The following is an 18,184-nucleotide window of genomic DNA, read 5'->3' as shown; positions in this document are numbered from 1 at the left end:
AGAACACCACGTTGCAGCTGTAACTAACGCCAGCAAGCAATAGCCGCAGCTGCTGCAAAAAAAGACAACGCACACGCGGCACTGGTTGCAAACCGTGTGCCGCCAGCAAGCCTTGCCCGATTCTGCCGCGGTGGTCTGTCACCGCTTTTTTCGGGGCAAGGCTTGTTGTGTCTTGCGCACCGCTGTGCATTCCGTTGGATGCACGTCCTGTTTGGGTGCACAGCAGATTAGCCGAGCACAGCGTGTGCGGGGAACACGCAGCACACTGCTGCGCTGGCATCCACCGCCGCAAAGGCGACCAGCGCTATTTCCGCTTGCGATGCTTTTTGTCTTTGGATTTTTCTTCCCGCCCAGCACTATCTTGTGACTTCCCCCCGGTTTTAGCAGTGCCGGTGCTCTGTGCTGCACCATCACCGTTAGCGTTGCCATGTTCACCGAGTAGGCCTGCTGCACCAACAGCTGCGTCAATATCTGCATGTGCATCGAATGCCTTGCCGGCTGGCCGCTGAACGGGACTATCAAGGCGATGTGCCGCGCGTTCATCGACGACCACTGCTGCGGCGGCTAAGGCTTGTGCCACCAGAGCCGGGATTGCACCAGGGTTATCGGGTTTGGCGAGTTTCTCCCCGTCAATGCTGCGCACCCGGGCAGCCATCCGCACCGCAGAAACCAGCCACACCGAATCGGCTTTCAGCACATCTTTTTTCTTGATTTTCTTATACTGCACCGTATAGCCCTGGCTGGGGGCATAGTCGAATAACGCACCGATTGTCGTACTCGGCAAAATATGCCGGTCTGGTTTCGGGGTCAGCAATGTTTTCCCTTGCACGACGAGCAGCGCAGCTGTAGTTGCTTCCTGCAAGAGTCCGTCGCTGCTCGTGAAAATCACATCGTCGGCACCGTTATCTTGTGCCCACCGTACTGCCGCCATCGCCGCCTGATAGTTCACCGATTTTACTGCCGCAAGCTGCCAGGGGGCTGCATCGTCGCCACGATCAATGGTGTATCCCCGGCAAGCGGTGAGCACCTTCACCCCTTGTTCCCGGGCGGTAAGTTGTGCCGCTGGAATAGCGGTCACCGTCACCCAGCCGGTGGGCTGCCCGGTTGCGGCTCGTCCCCGGGAGAGTGTCCACGTGCACCGGGCATCGGTGGTGGCCTGCTGATTAAACTGTGCAACCGCAATCTCTGTGGCGGTGATCCATTGTTCCTGCTGTGGATTCGGCAGCCCCAGGGCGACACAAGAGTTACTAAAGCGCTGCAAATGTGCCGACAATCCCACCGGTTTACCGGCACTGACCAGTAATGTTTCAAACACCGCATCCCCCCTGGTGACTGCCGCATCATCAAAGAAAATGTGGGGCATGGTCGGATTGTGGGCGCGCGCCGATCCGCCGAGCGGATCAACAATCACAATGACTGGTTTGGGCGTCGAAAAGGGCATACCTAGATTATGGCTCGGATAACAACTACGATCTTCTTTTGTGACCAATGAGGCGACGCTTACTCCCCCCAATGATGGGCACACCCCAGCGATGGTGGAATCAGCCGACAGTGCGGCAACTGGATTCCTCACCCGCGACTATGGCGGGTTGATCGTTGATTTTGCTGCCGATGTGCCGGCCACGCTCCGGCCAAGCTATCAGGGGGATGCCACAGTACCGTGGCATTATGGGGATCCTTTCGGGGAACAAGCAGCGATTGCGGCCGGTACCAGGCCGCGTGTGATCGTCACCGATGAACAGCATGCTGTGCGCATCAGCGGCGCAGATGCCCCTGATCTCTTGCATCGGCTAACGACACAGCATTTTCTCGGCGATACGACCAGTATTAATGGCGCCGGGCTGTTAACGCTTTCCGCCCAGGGGCATATCAACCAGCAGCTCACCGTATTTACCGGCGACGATACTGCAATCTATGGTGTTGGCGCGGCCGCGGATGTCACCGCTTTTAGCGACCATGTCACCCGAATGAAGTTTTGGTCAGATGTCACCGTCACCCCCACCGTCCTGAACCGGGTGGTGATCCTGGGTGGCACTGCTTCACACCATGGGCAGCTTGCTGCCAATCCTGCCCTGCAACCACTGGTCACGGTTGCCGCCCACATCACCTGGGCGGGGCTGTGTCGCACTGACTTACTGGTCGATCCGCAACACCTTCCCGCATTGATTACTACTCTCACCGGCGATGGCATATCCCTGGCCGGCATGATGGCCTATGAAGCGCTGCGGATCGCGGCCGGTATTGCCCGCCGGGAACCAGATTTGGCCGCCAATTCGATCCCGCATGAAAGTCATCATCTGCTCGGCCGGGGGGCAACCCCTGCCGCGGTGCATTTGGACAAAGGCTGCTATCCGGGGCAGGAAACTGTTGCCCGCGTTGAAAACCTTGGCCAACCCCCAAAACTGCTGGTGGTCGCCCATTTAGATGGTTCCGCACCACAGCTACCAGCACCAGGTACTGCGATCAGCAATGGTCGCCGCACTGTTGGCACCATCGGCAGTGTCATTGAGCACCACGAATATGGTCCGATTGCCCTTGCTTTGGTGAAACGGTCTGCCGTCGGCAAAACCGGCACCCTGACCGCCGCCGGTCAATCGATTGCTATCGACCCGGATTCACTACCCCCGGATTCCGGTCCGAAAGCTGGACGGGTGGCGTTGGCGAAACTGCGCGGACTTGATCCCACCGACGACTAGCCAGCAGAACACAATGCTTGGCAGATTGCTGCCCCACCCCCCAAGCAGGCGACAACAAAACCCAGGTTCCTTGACACCGTTAGGTGTGCCCCACCCTGCCCCCTGGTCCGACACCCCGCCTTGCGGGAGGAACCCAGTTTGTCGGCCACAGCGCCACCAAGAATTGTTTGCTCGCCTGCCGCGAAGGACCACCGACCCAAGTCTCGGGGAAGCGTAGCGAAAATCATCCATGTGCCTTTGATGCAAAAAAAGGGGCATCAACAACCGGGCTGCGTCCGATCACCGCGTCGGGAATGTGTTGTTTTCTGCAGCTCAATGACTATTTGCGGTATTTTCACACAGAAACCGCTATTGTTGTCTAACAGGAATACACATTGAGAGACATTCCGGGCGTACTCTTACGCCCGACGAAAACCCAAGGGGGTCAGACCATGGGTCGCGGCCGTGCTAAAGCAAAACAAGCCAAAGTTGCTCGTCAGTTGAAGTACAACATCCCGGACATGGACCTGGATCAGTTGCAACGTGAACTCAAGGGCAACTCGAGTGATCACGAGAACTATGGTGCTGACGACTATGACGACGACTATGACAAGTGGTCGGATTGGGCGGATGAGGCGCCGCAGCGCTAGCTGGTGTGCCAGGCGAATATCCACGTCACCGTGTGCGGTGGCGGGCGAAGTTGCATTGAACTGATCCCGTTACCAGCGGAGTACCAGCGCGATGCTGACACGTGCAGCAATAACTGCAAAGCGTGCAATCTATTTGTGCAACCACCGTCGCTCGGCTTTTCCATAGCCGGCCACGGTGGTTTTTCCGCTGCCTACATTGCCACAGCTATTCCATGTTCAAAGGCCGCTGGCAGCACCTTCGGTGCCGCCGTGCGTGGGTGATAATGATTGTTCCTTAGCCTGGTGTTGCTTCTGCAACGCGAAACTGGGGTGTTCAGTTTGCCCGCGCCGATGCCGATAGGTGTCGCACAGGAGCAAAGCCCCTATTCCACCGCGGAATGAGTCACCACTGGTACCGGGTGCAAGCAGTCGCCATGCAACCCAGCGGGCAACACCTAGTCGGGCTGTGGGAACGGCACCCTACATCAACGTCGTACGCTGCTCATTTACCGTCAACGAAGGGGCAGCAGCATTGCGTTTACTGTAGTGGAGGATTCCTGCCGCGCCTGCAGTGACCGTGGATGCTACCGCCAGCAATTCCCTGTAGCGCGACTTCCCGGTAGTTGCGTTGACTGTGTGCACCATAAGTCCCACACGCCACTGCACTACCGGATCAGCGACCTGCGATCACCGCCAAAAGCCAGATGCTGTTACTCGTCGGCGTAATCCCCGGTGAGCACGACTCGTGGCTCATCCGCTGCGGCGGTGTGCACTTCACCAAGAATGAAGCTGTCCACATGGCGGGCGGTCAGCATTGCCATTGCCCGATCCGCATCCTCAGCGGCAACTACCGCCACCATACCAACCCCCATGTTGAAGGTTTTTTCCATCTCTTCCCGGGATACTTTCCCTAAGTCTTCGATGACCCGGAAAATCTGATTTGGGGTGATCGCCGCCCGGTGCAACGTAGCGGTGTAGCCGTCAGGAATGACCCGCGCCAGGTTGCCAGCCAATCCCCCACCGGTGACGTGACAGAAGGTGTGCACATCACATTCACTGGCCAGGGCAAGACAGTCTTTCGCATAAATCTTTGTCGGCTCCAAGAGCTCTTCGCCAAGCGTGCGGCCGAGTTCCTCAACATGGGAGTGCAGATCAAGGCCGGCGATCTCAAGGAGGACGTGGCGGGCTAGCGAATAGCCGTTCGAGTGCAACCCGGAGGCGGCCATACCAATCACCACATCCCCGGTGCGAACCTTATCTGGTCCGAGTAGCTGTGCGGCTTCCACCACACCGACCGCAGTGGCGGACACGTCATAGTGGTCGGGCTCCATCACCCCGGGATGTTCCGCAGTTTCACCACCCAGCAGGGCACAGCCAGCCTGCACACAGCCTTCGGCAATACCGCTGACAATTGTGGCGACTTTCTCCGGGATCACCTTCCCGATAGCAATATAGTCTTGCAGGAACAGGGGTTCCGCCCCGCACACCACGAGATCGTCAACGCACATTGCAACCAGGTCGATACCGATGGTGTCGTGCTTATCCATTGCTTGGGCGATAACGAGTTTCGTGCCCACCCCGTCACTGCCGGCGGCAAGCAGTGGTTCTTCATATTGTTTCAGTTTGAATAATCCGGCGAATCCCCCAATACCACCAGTGACTTCTTCGCGGGTGGCTCGTTTCGCCAGTGGGCCGATGAGTTCCACGGCCTGATCACCGGCAACAATGTCGACACCGGCTGCCGCATAGGAGACCCCCTCCGGGGCAGGCTGCGGGGCTGCAGCAGGTGTTGTGGAAGCCGGATTGTGTGGTTGATTCGTCATCAGGGTTTGTTCACATTCTTTGTTCGTGTTGTTCAATCAAATATCAATCAGGGCGGCAAGTAGGGTGGTTGTGGGGTGCAACTGTTCGCGCACCTATCCGCAGCAGTGCATGATTCCACACTGCTGCCTCCTGCTGTGTTTACTGCTCCGCCGATGCGGCCGGGGTTTGCAGTTTACGCACGAGTGCCGCATTCGGGTTGCCTTCTGGCAACCCCAGCGGATAGTCCCCATCAAAGCAGGCACAACACAATTCACTGCGGGTTTGCCGGGTAGATTCCACCATGTTTTCGATGGATACATACCCCAGCGAATCCGCCCCGATTGCAGTGCGCACCGATTCGACCATGGCTGCCTCATCCGCAGTGTCGACGGCATTCGCCACAAGCTCACCGGGGGTGGCAAAGTCGATGCCATAGAAGCATGGCCATTTCACCGGCGGGGATGCGATCCGCACATGCACTTCCCGGGCGCCGGCTTCCCGCAGCATCCGAATCAAGGCCCGCTGCGTGTTACCACGCACCAGGGAATCGTCGACCACCACAAGTCGTTTGCCGTTGATGACTTCCCGCAGCGGGTTGAGTTTGAGGCGAATACCTAACTGCCGGATGGTCTGTGAAGGCTGGATAAATGTCCGCCCCACATAGGCGTTTTTCACCAGTCCTTGCCCGAAGGGAATCCCGGAACCTTGGGCGTAGCCGACCGCCGCCGGGGTACCCGAATCTGGTACCGGAATAACAAGGTCAGCATCTGCTGGATATTGTTTCGCTAGCCGTTGCCCGATTTCAACGCGGGTGGCGTTAACCGCCCGACCCCGGATCACCGAGTCAGGTCGAGCCAAATACACATATTCAAAGACGCAGCCTTTGTGGGTGGTGTCAGCAAACCGGGTGGAATGCACCCCGGTTGCATCAATTGCCACCAATTCCCCGGGGGCGATCTCCCGCACAAAGGAGGCACCAACAATATCGAGGGCAGCAGTTTCACTGGCTACCACCCAGCCACGTTCCAGTCGGCCAAGGGAAAGTGGGCGAACCCCATTGCGGTCACGCGCCGCATACAAAGTGTTGCCGTCAGTAAATGTAAGGCAGAATGCCCCTTCCACCTGCGGAAGCAGGGCAAGTGCTGACTGCTCCAGCGAAGTCTTATCATCAATGCCGTCGGCGAGCAGTGCACACAACACATCAGAGTCCGATGGTGCCTGCTCTTTGTCGACTAGTTCCTTGTCGTGGGCAATATCGAGCAGCTGCAGATAGTTCACCAGGTTGCCGTTGTGACCTAGCGCCACATCGGTGCCGTTTTTCGCCATCCGAAACATTGGTTGGGCGTTATTCCAGCACGCCCCACCGGCGGTGGAATAGCGGGTATGCCCGATCGCTAAGTCACCTTTCAAAGCCCCCAGCGACTGTTCGTCAAAGATTTGGCTCACGAGTCCCAAATCTTTAAACACCACAATCTGATCCCCATCACCAACAGCAATACCTGCTGCTTCTTGGCCGCGATGCTGCAAAGCGTAGAGCCCATAGTAGGTGAGTTTGGCAACGTCTTCCCCCGGCGCCCACACCCCAAACACCCCACATTCTTCACGGGGTGCGGTCTCGCCTTGATCATCCAACGGGGAGGCTAACCCCCCGCTATACCCCCCTTGACGGGTTGAACATGCACTTGCCTGTCTTGGTTGTTGCGAAGCCACAATTTCCTACTGTAGCCGTTAGCGTGCAAAGTTCGACACCAAACCGGGAACAGCTCACCCGGAAAGTCCCCCCGCCGACAAGCGAAAGCCCCACCCCAAGTTCACCACAGCCATCCTCTATCCGCAGTTGCATTACACGGCAGCCGACATCAGCTTTTGCCCATCGACCACCGGCATGACTTCGTCGACCAGCTGTGCTCTTGTCCCGGAAATTTCAATCAGCGGGCTGCTGGTAGCAACAATGTCAGCCATCGTGATCCAGCCGCAGGCCAGTCGACAAAACGTGAGCGGATCGAGCTGCACCACATTCGGCGGTGTTCCCCGGGTATGGGCAGGTCCGTCTATAAGTTGCACAGCCACAAATGGCGGCACCCGCAACTCGACGGTTTTCCCCGGGGCGTCTTGGGCGGCCGTGCGCGCCAACATGCGGCACGCCGCCGCGAGTTGCGGCCGGGTCGGTTCCGGTTGGGTGGCAGGATCAGCAATCCACGGCAGGATCGCCATCACTGCTTCCCGGAGCTGCTGCGGGTCGATGCGTTTTCCAGTCATACGTTGTAACTTTGCCACAGTGTCCACCAGTATCCCGGTTTCACCACTGCGCAACGCACACCAAACCGAAAAAACAGCCATCCTATTGACCATCCACACCTTGATCACCCACACCATTTTGCGGGATGTGCGCCACAGCATTTCCACCCGCAACAACACCTTCCCCCAGTTCCAGCAGCCCGCCAAAGCGTCGCCACCGGCCACTGTGCCACCATGTCCACCGGCGACCAACCAATCATGCCAACCGGCAACTAGCCACTCATGTTCACCAACCGATCAATATCACTCGCCTCGTTGAACCACTGGTGATCACGACTACGAGCCAAACACCAGCACTCGCCACCTGAGATCACCGGCCAGCGATCCCCACCGTCCACGCGTCCCCATCGCTTAACCATCGATATCTGCCAACCGGAACCGTCTATCAGGGATGCCGATCCCCGTCCGGTACACTGTGTCAACGCTCACAGACCATGCGGGAATGGTGCGCAACAGTGTTGCCCATCCGCATGCCATCCGCGGTTTTGCCTGTGGCAAGCTGCTGCTAACCCAAGGTGTGAAAGGTTTTCTGTCTTGTCCACACAACGTCCCCACGAAGTTGTTTTGCGGTTTATGGCCGCACCCACCGATGTGATTACCGCCGGTGCGTTTGGCGTCGACGGCGGCCGGGTACTCGAGTGGATCGACAAGGCAGCCTATGCCTGCGCCACCGCCTGGTCGGGACGATATTGTGTCACCGCCTATGTGGGACATATTCACTTCACCCGCCCTATCCCTGTGGGACACATTGTCGAAGTTCGCTCCCGGATTGCACTCACCGGGCGCTCCTCAATGCATATTGTCAACGAGGTGCTTTCCGCGGATCCCCGCGAAGGGGTGTTTACCCGCGCCTGCGACTGTTTGGTGATTTTCGTGGCAAAAGACGAAGAAACAAACAAGGCTGTCGCAGTACCAACCTTCACCCCGGAAACCCCCGCCGAGCAGCGCCTCAACGAGGTTGCTACCCGCCGCATCGATTTACGTAATGCCATTGAAGAAGAAATGGCGAAGCAAACCTATGACGGCCCCTCTGATGCACCCCGCCTCATCACCCGTTTCTTAGCGTCCCCGAATGACGTGAACTGGGGTGGCAATGTGCACGGCGGGACCGCTATGGAATGGATTATTGAATCCGCCACCGCCTGCACCATGGAATTCTCCGGGGAGCGCACAGTTGCCGTCTACGCCGGCGGGATCCGCTTCTACGCCCCGATTCACATTGGCGATTTAGTCGAAGTCGATTCCCGAATTATGCGCACCGACACCCGCTCAATGCAGGTCAGTGTGCATGTGCGCAGCGGCAAACCAACCGGTGGACGTGAAAATCTTCGCACAGCAATCCATGCTGCCGTCACCTTTGTCGGTATCGATATTGACGGCTATCCGCTCCCAGCACGGCAATTCATTCCACAAACAGCAGAAGACAAGCGGCTCCACGAGCATGCGGACACGTTGCGAAAGCTGCGCGCCGCATATGCCCCGGAACCCCTCGTCGATAATGCCGACGGCAACAACACTGCCAGCTAACACACCTAAAGAGAGCAGACTGCTGCCAGTTCAAACTCGAATTCCCCGCGCACCGACGCATTTGGGTGTACGAACTCATCGTAAATGCAATGATTCATTGCACACTGGATCCGCTCATCGAGCCAACATGAGGAGAACCGCAATAGAGGTCACGCAAACTTGTGATCACGAACCTCGGCGGGCATGAGGGAATATCGACGGCACGCCTACAAAGCACGGCAAAACAGTGCTTGCAAACCTGCCCTTTAACAATACCTGTCGACTATGGCAATAAAGCGATGGAGCACGCACCATTAAAGGGGTAGGCAGTGGCGCGCCCACACCTATTAAAACTATGGAACGTAGCAGGATTGCTCGTGCTCAATTTCGTCGATGCCTCATGCGAACTTCGCATCGGCTGCGATCGTCGACAATCTGACGCACCGTCAGTTGTGGAACACAACAGCGCCCCATCCCGAAGCATTGCACAGCCCAAATCCGCAAAACCGTGACTCCCCCTCATCGACCTTGTAAAGCAACCCTCCCACTCACAGAGAACGAACTTGCCGCAATCCTGAACGTGCACCTTCACCAGATCCGCCAGAGATTCTGGAAACTCGTTGCCCAGGACCCACCGGCGTGATGGAAGCAAGCAGCGGCAAAAACACCACCGAGCACCGCCCTAGTGATGCAAGCCATCGACAGATCCGATAGCCAGGTACTTCATACAGCTCCTCTCATTCCACCATTCCGCCAGATAGATGTCGCTACCTCAATGTCGACAACAAAGCTGTTCGCTAGCAAACCCAAACACTAGTGTGTCGATGCCAGTACAGCGGCATGTGGCTGCAGGGGTGGATGCTACTAAATGTTGAGTCTGGGATTGAGGCAGCTGCTATGCCTTGCGACCGGTTGTGCACTCTAAACTGCGAAGAGCCGATAAACTGTTGCAACGCCAGCGAAGCAAGATCATTGGTACAGCATGCAAACTCACACCACAATCATGCTGGCAACGGCCAAAAACGGCAGCAGGTGCAACAACGCATGATCGAGTCAGCGAAAACCGTGCCAGAGTACGAAATCGACAAATCTATGCCTGGAACAGGAGAACACATCGCGGCGATCTTCATTACGTGTGTCGGCGACCTCTCAGCGTTCCACGGCCCCGCACAGCTGGCAGCATACGCAGGTCTCAGTCCCCAACAACGACGATCAGAGGCATCAATCCGCTCCTTAACCCCGAACCGAGGAGTCACCAAGAAACCAAAGAACTCCTTGTGGATGTCAGCTTTCGCCAGCCTCAACCATCACCAGCGTTCACGGTCGTACTACGACCTTGAACGCAACGAAGGCGAACGCGGTGAGGGATACCGGCCTCTGCAGACCAAACCAACCTTTGGGTTCGACACAAAAATCCCCTGGTATACTCCCACCCAGCGCTGTCTCGATCATCTGCCCGTTGGGGTTCGACACAAAAATCCCCTGGTATACTCCATGATCCAAGTGCGGCGAGCCCTAGTGGGTTGGGGTTCGACACAAAAATCCCCTGGTATACTCCCACCGATCGGCACCACCGACACCTCAAAGTTGGGGTTCGACACAAAAATCCCCTGGTATACTCCACAGCCAACACACCTCGCCGCGCTCTGCGTTGGGGTTCGACACAAAAATCCCCTGGTATACTCCGCACCGCCGCCGCATTGTCTTTCAGCACGTTGGGGTTCGACACAAAAATCCCCTGGTATACTCCCGCCTTGTGCTACTACATGGCGGATGGCGTTGGGGTTCGACACAAAAATCCCCTGGTATACTCCCCTTCAGCGGCGCCACCTCAGACTGCACGTTGGGGTTCGACACAAAAATCCCCTGGTATACTCCTTGTCTGTCACAGTGGCTGCAGCGGCACGTTGGGGTTCGACACAAAAATCCCCTGGTATACTCCTCCGAGGCCTGCGGGGTGAGCCCGGTAGGTTGGGGTTCGACACAAAAATCCCCTGGTATACTCCCGGCACGCGCCACAAACGACAAGTGCAGGTTGGGGTTCGACACAAAAATCCCCTGGTATACTCCCTAGGGCTGTCGTATGAGTATGCTTTCATGTTGGGGTTCGACACAAAAATCCCCTGGTATACTCCCTAAATCACAAAAAGCGGGCTCTACCAGGGGGTTTTATTATATCGTTGGCTAAAAAACTACGCCCACTTCGGGCTTTTCCTCGATCGATGCAGCCTTAGTCCGTGAAAATCTGCTCGCGGTCGACCACTGTTTGTCAGTGATATGAAGAATCCTAACGTCTCCGCCTGGAGGCAAATTCTGTTTGATTTTCTTCAATACAGTCACCGCCCTGGCCCCGTTCGGATAGTACTGTGCATAGACACTCAACTGAACTCTGCCAAATCCTTCATCCACAAGGAAATGTCGGAACCTGTTTGCATTTCGTCTGTCAACATCAGTCTTGGTAGGCACATCAAACATCACCATCGACCACACGGGATCTGCTCCTTTCGCAGGCATCATCTCCTACCTTCCCATCGGGGAACAACTAAACGTTCGATTTTATCTTCAACATAGGCACCATAATGGTGAGCAAATTCTTCAAGCATTGTCACCAGACTTTTTCCATTTCCGTTGAACGGCTTATCAAAACAGTTAATGATAATCTTTTTGGAATCTCTATCTAGTTCACACAACTCGTCAAATGAGGAAAATATGTGATAGTCGATCAACGGTCTAAATGGCTCAATTAGGTCATCAACAAGAGCAAAAGCATTCTCCCGATGATGATGAAAAATACCAAGCGTGCCACACAGTCCAGCAGCTGTGACGGCTCTAATGCCATGCCCTCGAAGCAAGGTGTAACCGTAGTTTAAATACATGTTCCAACCGCGATCGGAGCACTGGGGTGTACGACGGAAAGTAGGGTCTTCCGTGATTGCCGGCCAGTAGATTCGAGCGGCCTGACCTTCCGCGTTGGATCTGTCGCCCGATTTCACTTGACCAACGAGCTCGCCTAAACGCTCTGATATCGGCGAGATGCCTCGTACAGAACTTAGACAACATGACTGTCCAGCAATTTTCGCCTTGACTATTGCTTTCCATGCCTGCTTTGCTCTTGGCGCAGATAATCTTGCCTGGGCAACCTGTCGTGCGCCGATCCGCGAATGGTCATGCCAAGGCATTGCCCCTGCGACTGGCTCTTGGCGCCAATCGCAGACCAGCAAAGCAATGTCATACTCACCGAACTTGGCAATGAGCGCTCCGGATATAGAGCTTTGTACACCAATTAGAACAATAGCTATCTGCGAAAGTGGTGCAGTTATGAGCTCAGAACCCTCACGATCCAGGACTTTCATAACTCCTCGTTCATAGCGGAGTCTGCCATCAAGCTGTGAGCAGTCCAACACACGCCATCCAAGATTCATTGCCGATCCAAGCGCCAAGATACGGGGAGGTTAGCTCTGCTGCCTAGGCGGACACGGCCTAAGGCATCCCGCCGCACAACCATAAGCTCACCTTGTGCAAGCAACGCATTGACTGAGGTAAGAACTCCCCTTCCCGTCAGAACTTTTCTGCACTCCTCTGGCAGATTCTCTGCACCTTCACCGCTCAGCAATCGCGAGCGCAGACGAATACGCCTCTCATCAGGAAAACCATCAATCGTCCAACGATGGAGGTGGCCGAATTCTTCCAATAGGGGCGTCACCGATTTTGGAAGAACAGTTGGGTTTAGGTGTAGTTCATCTCCCGTGACTACCCACCCCAAATACTCCGCGGTTCCATCCACAAGCGCTTCCCGAAGAATTTTCCTGGAGTGCCGAACCGATTGTGTCTGGGGGGCAAGTTCAACACTAAAAAGATCCCGACCACCGAAATTGACTAAGTCGTGGACAAAAACTCGCAGCATGAAGTACTTGGGTTTTACTTTCCCAGGCACTCGGTAAAAGCGCACATGGTGTATCTTCTCAAGCTGTGCATATCCACCACGAACTCGGATTGACGCAGCTTGGACTGGAAACAATTCAATCTGATCATCGGACTTAATCAGTTTACCGTTCACCGTTATTTGGCGTTGCGGGTCTTCTGACAGACCATCCTTGGGATCGAAATCGGGGTGCCTCGTCAGAGCGCACCACAGAGCCTCAGTTGCGGCACGATCAATTTGTTCCACGGTAAGCGCTGTCGACAATGAAACAGTTTCCAGCGAATGAATCTCGGCTTTGTGCACAGCGCCATTTCCCAGGCGCAGCCGTAAATTCCTCGTGACTGGGATTCGATCCTGATCCAGAGCTTCTTGAAGTAGTGGAAGCAACGCGTGCATGGCTTGCATCCAGCGTTGCCACGACTGACGGTGAGCCTGATCCTCCCCGATGAATTCCTTCCACCGCCGATTATCGGAGCCTCCATGTTCAAGAAACTCTCCGAATTTAATGTTATTTCTAATCGCCAGGGTTTCAGCTACATAGGGCCGCATCATTGCGATAACTGCTGCATCGATCGCATGATGGCGTCGGTCGAGCCGGGACTTACCGGTACCCCCGATAAACTCCAAATGCTTAGTGATACCGGAAGCACCACGTGCCTGAGACGTGGTCTTACCTGTGTAAAGATCTACACGCGCATTGGGGAATCGCTGCATGATTCGACTTCGCAATTCGATGGACATCCATCCCACCGACTCGATGGATCGCGCATCCAGTGGCGCATCGTATTCAGTTCGCCTAAACCGATCCGTCACATCCTTGACAAACTGTTTGAATTCCCCCGTTTTCATTGCTGAGTCTCGCACCCAATGCCTGGTTCGTTCCACAGCTTCATCTACACTCACTCCTGGGATACCGCAGGTGCGAGCCCAATTAGCGAATGGTCTGTTTGATTTTGCCCGATTACAACGCGCACATGTAGCCACCAGATTTTCGCGAACATTAGTAGATCCAGCCCCGGCCCGTGGCACAATATGATCCATCTCACTGGCTGAAAAGGTGATCGGATTACCACAGTAAGCACATTGCGCATTTTGGCGTTGTATTGACTGGTATCGCCATAGATCGGAGCGGCGAATTGGGCCATCGATGCCAAGTTCCAGCCGCATTTGGTCTGCCAGAGCGAGATTTCGTTTTGTACGTTTCTCAATACCACGCTCAATTTCGCGCCGAGTAGCCTCACTGGTGAATCCTGCACGCGTATCTTCAACCACCACCGATTCTGGTTCACCCCACTGGGACACTGCAGCTTCAATCCAGCGATGCGCTTCCCTTAACACTCGGTCGACTGCCGGATTGCCGACTGGCTCGTTGATTGGTGGCTTTGGTGGAGACCAATTTTTTGGAATGTTAAACTCCGCTTCTAGTGCACCTCGCAAATCCAGATCATTTTCCAACATCGTATTTGTAAGCCTGATGAGTGTAGTCTCACCATAGGCTGCACGACCAATTGGCAATTTCAGCTTGTCGATCTCAGTAAGCAGCTCATCGTCTACGCTCCTGAGGAATTGCTCCACCTTGAGTCCTGCTGGAGACGCAAAATCGGCCTTGGTTGCATTGGAGAGCGCCTTAACCAATGCCTCTCTCGCAGGCCAATCTTCAGATTTCCACCAAGAGGCCAAAGGTTTGACTTTGCAATTGGTCAGCGCTCGATTCGTTTCATGGATAGGGGGACGGCTATTGGCTCGTTCTCCATCCTCTGTGACCGCCGCTGTCCCACGAAGCAACCCGCGATCGATACCAAGTTCTTCTGCTACATCCTGCCAAGTCGGAAGGTTGTTCCCAGTATGATTTACCAGAAAGTTAAAGAGTTGCTGGCGTTGATCATGATCGAGTGGAACGTTGGAATCATCCTCACGAATACGTAAGTTACCTATGATTGAGGCGATTCGGTATCGCTGAAATGCATCACTCGCTTTCAGGGCTCGATATTCTTTGGGGAAAAACGGATCTTTTCCAGTTCTCTCCTGTTGTGCACCCTTTGGGGACTTTGCATCAAAGACTAAATCAATAATTTTCTTGTAAAGGTCGTCATCGATGCGTTGCACCTGACAAATCCGGCATATCTCACGCGCGTTGTCGCTCTGTTGTAAACGATGGGAAAGGACGGCTTCCTTCACTTCGTTTTCGGGTGCACCCTTGGCGTTGCCATTTTTCTTGGACTTCACCGCTCCCCGTAACCGGTCTTTACCAAACTCGGCAACCGAAACTAACTGAGCTACGGTGATATCACGATCGATTGGGACACCGTACCGTCCTTCCAGATCGTTGCGAATCTGTTCAAAGTTTTCACTTGGCTCTGCCACATTGTAAAGACTCTGCACCCGGGTGTATGGGTTGCGCCATCCGCGATGATTGAAAATATGGCGCAGCGCAATCGAAAGTAACTCCCCCCGTTCTACATCGTCTTCCACATACGAGTCCACAAGCATCGTTCGAACCCGCCACGGATGGTACGGGTCAGCATATGACTCGAACGGCAAAGTTTTCCATTGTTGTTCTACTAAAAACTCATGTAGTTTGCGGGAACGCCGGCGCCGCTCCCTATATAGCCTGCGGGTACGTCGCATAAGACCGGACTGCGCAAGGCGTGTTGTCGCATTTTTAACCTGGTCTGGATCCAACCCAGCGTCATGGATGTGCGACACTGCACTGAGAATACTCACTGGGTTACCGTTTTCATTGAGCTCAATGGCAGCCATACCTAACGAATAGGATCCAACGTCAAGCCCCACGGTATAGCGTTTTTGAACTTGCATTTCATTTCTCCTCAGGAGGTGCGGCACCTACCCCGTTACCGCAGCAATGGAAAAGTTTTGTCATCTGTTCTCACAGTAGCAATGATTGTGCACACGCTTACCAACTTCAATGAATCGTTCGAACAGATCACAAAGATGCAGTAGTTGGTACACGAATTGGGCTCGCAGCTCCCTAAATTAGGCGATTCAGGAGAGGCTCTTTGACGAAAATATGAAATGAGGAAACTCCCAGTTCATCGATCGCCAGACCAATGACGACTATCGACAAGGGAGAGATTAGGGTCAAAAAGTGTGTCTGAAAGGCCGAAATCCCTACCCCAACCAGCACCAACACCAAAATATATGCTCGCCAAGTGAATCCAAACCCTTGACTCTGTTGACGCCCAAGGGTAAAAGTCCGGATTGCTTGTCGCCTATGGATACCAACCTTCCCCATTGCAGTGCTTGAAACTAGCCCACCAAGAACAACGGCTTCACCTACACACCGGCCCTCACAGACCCGCTGGTATCCGCGAATGTTTCGATCCGCACCCCAGTGTCAAGCAACCCAGCAAATCGCGACACGGGGACGTTCTCTATTGGGCGGCAATCATATCGACTGTGAGGGAAACGCTCTGCCAAAGTGAAAAAGGGCGAATAAAAGGGAAGCTGCAACCACCCCCAGACACACATTTTGTCCCTTAACCCACCAGACCGCCTTGCTCCCTAGAAAATAAAAAGAGCCGACACCCGAAGGCGCCGGCTGGAGAATTCCGTAATGGCTAACGAGTCCATTACTTATTGAGGTTCGACGAGAACTATCGTAACAGCCGCGACAGGATATCGCAAGGCGCCAACGAAAATTCTATTTACTTTCGCCGCGCACTGAGAGGTTCCTTCTTTCAGCTCTCCTTGGTGACCGGAAAGTAGCTCGCTACCTCCACTTCCCCACCAACAAACTATCCGTTGGCGTCACACTGTAAAAGATTACGCAAACATGAACGCTACACTGCCTGTCCGGTGACCGCATTGACGGTCTTAAACTTTCGGTAGGCCGATTCGATGACTTGCATATCCTTGTCGTTGTCGACGAGCCGTTTCGCGTCGGCATACACCGCCTCACCGTGGGCATGCAACAGTCCGACCCGCAGCGGATCAGTGATGACGTGTTGTAAGGCAACGAACTGCTCCAGCAGGGTGGTGTAGACCACGACAGTGCCGGCAGCATGCCGGCGAATATCAGAAAACATCGTGTCGACAAGTTCATCGAAGGTGACCACGTCGTGCACGAGACGCACTTCACCGTCAATGGTCACAATACCGCTGGGGAGTTGACGGTCTTTCAACTCGGCGAGGATCTGGGAGAGCCGACGGATCACATCGGTTGCTGTGTAGGGGTCATTCGTGCCAGGGCTTAACGCGCGGACTGCGACCTCCACGGTTTGCCGTACCGCATAGGTGACGTCATGTTCCGGATCAGCAGTGTCGCCGACGAACACCATGTTGTGCAGGACATCAGGGTCGATGAGGGCTGTTGTTTTCCCGATGCGTTGCCCCCGCACAATGAAATCGCCTGGTTTGATGTCCAGTTTGATGACCAGGTCATGCTTGGCGGCGTATTCCGCGAGTCCCGCATAGTCGATTGCCTGCACATAGCCGGATTGATCCAGGGTTAGTGCTTCAGCACCGCTAAACAGGGTCTTGTCGACTGTTGGCATAGTGTGTTCATCGGCGGCTTCTTCTGTTGCTTTGTCGAAGGCTTGTTTGGTGTCGGCGGTGAGCAGATACACGTTTCTGCTCATCGAGATCGACATGGCCATGTGAGCGATGTAGTAGACCAGAAATCCCACGCACAGGGCAGCGAATCCCATGGAGACGGTGACGTTGTAGTGTGGGACAAACACCGCCCCGTTCTCCCCGGCGGAGATGGCTCGCAGTGATGAAAGGGAGAACACAAAGGTGGCAACGAAGACACCTAAGGTGGTTTGGATGCCCCGGTCGCGCACAAAGGAGTGCAGCAGGCGCGGCCCCATTGAGGAGATCACCGAGGACAGGGCGGCAATCGTGATAGAGAACGTGGTGCCAGCAACCCCGATCGACATTGATGTCATTGAGCTCAGGAGCGACCGGGCACCGGATTCCCCGCCCTGGTAGATGAAACTCAGCCAGCTCGGCACACCGAAAGATTGCTCCAGCCAGATCAGCAGATACGCAAGCAGTGCGGCGATGATCGACATGACTGCGGGAATGAACCAGAATTGATCGACAATGGAGTCGACGCGCCGAATGGCCTTAAGCATGGCACTAATCTAGCAGCACCCTGCAATCTGACCATGTTGTCGTGCAGTTCTTGAGGAAACAGTGCCGCGGATCCATACGCCGGTGGGGCAGGTTCCCCACAGCTACGAACCAAGGCCGGCTGGACGATTCGACGGTGTGCAACGGGGAGTAGCGGTTCAGCGAGACATGGTGGTGAAGCTTCGACTAGTGGCAGGTATCGGTGCATTGCCCCCCACCGGGTGATATCGCAGCACCACCGTTTTTCGTAGGTATCA

At 55.1% G+C, this 18,184-nt stretch carries 12 protein-coding genes, 1 pseudogene and 1 CRISPR repeat array; of the genes and pseudogenes, 4 read left to right on the top strand and 9 right to left on the bottom strand.

What is annotated here, in order from left to right:
• Positions 1-304: 304 nt before the first annotated feature.
• Positions 305-1,441, bottom strand: coding sequence for an aminodeoxychorismate lyase (locus tag CCHOA_RS01820; RefSeq protein ID WP_123926143.1), 1,137 nt, complete (start codon positions 1,439-1,441; stop codon positions 305-307).
• Between the two features lie 40 nt (positions 1,442-1,481).
• Here CCHOA_RS01820 and ygfZ point away from each other — a divergent pair, with 40 nt between their 5' ends.
• Entirely contained in the window at positions 1,482-2,696 is a 1,215-nt protein-coding gene (gene ygfZ / locus CCHOA_RS01815) for a CAF17-like 4Fe-4S cluster assembly/insertion protein YgfZ (RefSeq protein ID WP_123926141.1), read from the top strand.
• Positions 2,697-3,127: 431 nt separating this feature from the next.
• Complete coding sequence (locus CCHOA_RS01810) at positions 3,128-3,325, top strand: DUF3073 domain-containing protein (protein WP_123930642.1); 198 nt, start codon at positions 3,128-3,130, stop codon at positions 3,323-3,325.
• A 459-nt stretch (positions 3,326-3,784) separates the two neighbouring features.
• Here the strand turns inward: CCHOA_RS01810 and CCHOA_RS10600 are convergent, their stop codons facing one another.
• The 4 genes from CCHOA_RS10600 to CCHOA_RS01795 form a co-directional block, all read right to left on the bottom strand.
• Positions 3,785-3,949 carry a hypothetical protein gene (locus CCHOA_RS10600; RefSeq protein WP_164472345.1) on the bottom strand — a complete coding sequence of 55 codons (165 nt, stop codon included), beginning with the start codon at positions 3,947-3,949 and terminating at the stop codon, positions 3,785-3,787.
• 65 nt (positions 3,950-4,014) lie between these two features.
• Positions 4,015-5,127 (bottom strand): phosphoribosylformylglycinamidine cyclo-ligase, encoded by a 1,113-nt coding sequence (purM, locus tag CCHOA_RS01805; protein WP_123926139.1) that lies wholly within the window; start codon positions 5,125-5,127, stop codon positions 4,015-4,017.
• 139 nt (positions 5,128-5,266) lie between these two features.
• The gene (gene purF / locus CCHOA_RS01800) at positions 5,267-6,739 is read right to left on the bottom strand and encodes an amidophosphoribosyltransferase (RefSeq protein WP_245992217.1); all 1,473 of its coding nucleotides are present in this window, start codon (positions 6,737-6,739) and stop codon (positions 5,267-5,269) included.
• A 210-nt stretch (positions 6,740-6,949) separates the two neighbouring features.
• Complete coding sequence (locus CCHOA_RS01795) at positions 6,950-7,366, bottom strand: sterol carrier family protein (RefSeq protein WP_123926135.1); 417 nt, start codon at positions 7,364-7,366, stop codon at positions 6,950-6,952.
• A 612-nt stretch (positions 7,367-7,978) separates the two neighbouring features.
• On the opposite strand from CCHOA_RS01795, the gene CCHOA_RS01790 reads away from it, so the two are divergent.
• Together CCHOA_RS01790 and CCHOA_RS11165 are read left to right on the top strand one after the other, a co-directional pair.
• Positions 7,979-8,932 carry an acyl-CoA thioesterase gene (locus tag CCHOA_RS01790; RefSeq protein WP_123930639.1) on the top strand — a complete coding sequence of 318 codons (954 nt, stop codon included), beginning with the start codon at positions 7,979-7,981 and terminating at the stop codon, positions 8,930-8,932.
• A gap of 819 nt (positions 8,933-9,751) precedes the next feature.
• Positions 9,752-10,231, top strand: a pseudogene (locus CCHOA_RS11165) (IS110 family transposase); the annotation flags it as partial.
• Between the two features lie 74 nt (positions 10,232-10,305).
• A CRISPR array of direct repeats spans positions 10,306-11,046; the repeat unit is 36 nt; unit sequence GTTGGGGTTCGACACAAAAATCCCCTGGTATACTCC.
• A gap of 49 nt (positions 11,047-11,095) precedes the next feature.
• Here the strand turns inward: CCHOA_RS11165 and cas2 are convergent.
• The 4 genes from cas2 to CCHOA_RS01765 form a co-directional block, all read right to left on the bottom strand.
• Positions 11,096-11,425, bottom strand: a complete 330-nt coding sequence (cas2, locus tag CCHOA_RS01780; RefSeq protein ID WP_123930635.1) for a CRISPR-associated endonuclease Cas2 — start codon at positions 11,423-11,425, stop codon at positions 11,096-11,098.
• Positions 11,425-12,333: a type II CRISPR-associated endonuclease Cas1 gene (gene cas1, locus CCHOA_RS01775; protein WP_123926133.1), complete on the bottom strand. Its 909-nt coding sequence runs from the start codon at positions 12,331-12,333 to the stop codon at positions 11,425-11,427. Before cas1 ends, cas2 begins: the two co-directional genes overlap by 1 nt.
• Positions 12,330-15,650, bottom strand: coding sequence for a type II CRISPR RNA-guided endonuclease Cas9 (gene cas9, locus CCHOA_RS01770; protein ID WP_245992167.1), 3,321 nt, complete (start codon positions 15,648-15,650; stop codon positions 12,330-12,332). The genes cas1 and cas9 overlap by 4 nt, the downstream gene beginning before the upstream one ends.
• Before the next feature lie 983 nt (positions 15,651-16,633).
• A complete protein-coding gene (locus CCHOA_RS01765) occupies positions 16,634-17,929 on the bottom strand; it encodes a DUF2254 domain-containing protein (protein ID WP_123926131.1) in 1,296 nt (431 codons plus the stop codon).
• Positions 17,930-18,184 lie beyond the last annotated feature (255 nt).

Source organism: Corynebacterium choanae (assembly GCF_003813965.1).
Taxonomy (GTDB): Bacteria; Actinomycetota; Actinomycetes; order Mycobacteriales; family Mycobacteriaceae; genus Corynebacterium; species Corynebacterium choanae.
The sequence above is the reverse complement of the archived record's forward strand: the minus strand, read 5'-3'. Positions and strand labels throughout refer to the sequence as shown.

Excerpts from the sequence above, each read along its gene's own strand:
- CCHOA_RS01820 (WP_123926143.1), bottom strand. The coding sequence starts at position 1,441 with ATGCCCTTTTCGACGCCCAAACCAGTCATTGTGATTGTTGATCCGCTC.
- CCHOA_RS01810 (WP_123930642.1), top strand. The coding sequence starts at position 3,128 with ATGGGTCGCGGCCGTGCTAAAGCAAAACAAGCCAAAGTTGCTCGTCAG.
- CCHOA_RS10600 (WP_164472345.1), bottom strand. The coding sequence starts at position 3,949 with ATGGTGCACACAGTCAACGCAACTACCGGGAAGTCGCGCTACAGGGAA.
- purM (WP_123926139.1), bottom strand. The coding sequence starts at position 5,127 with ATGACGAATCAACCACACAATCCGGCTTCCACAACACCTGCTGCAGCC.
- CCHOA_RS01795 (WP_123926135.1), bottom strand. The coding sequence starts at position 7,366 with ATGACTGGAAAACGCATCGACCCGCAGCAGCTCCGGGAAGCAGTGATG.
- CCHOA_RS01790 (WP_123930639.1), top strand. The coding sequence starts at position 7,979 with ATGGCCGCACCCACCGATGTGATTACCGCCGGTGCGTTTGGCGTCGAC.
- cas2 (WP_123930635.1), bottom strand. The coding sequence starts at position 11,425 with ATGCCTGCGAAAGGAGCAGATCCCGTGTGGTCGATGGTGATGTTTGAT.
- cas1 (WP_123926133.1), bottom strand. The coding sequence starts at position 12,333 with ATGAATCTTGGATGGCGTGTGTTGGACTGCTCACAGCTTGATGGCAGA.
- cas9 (WP_245992167.1), bottom strand. The coding sequence starts at position 15,650 with ATGCAAGTTCAAAAACGCTATACCGTGGGGCTTGACGTTGGATCCTAT.
- CCHOA_RS01765 (WP_123926131.1), bottom strand. The coding sequence starts at position 17,929 with ATGCTTAAGGCCATTCGGCGCGTCGACTCCATTGTCGATCAATTCTGG.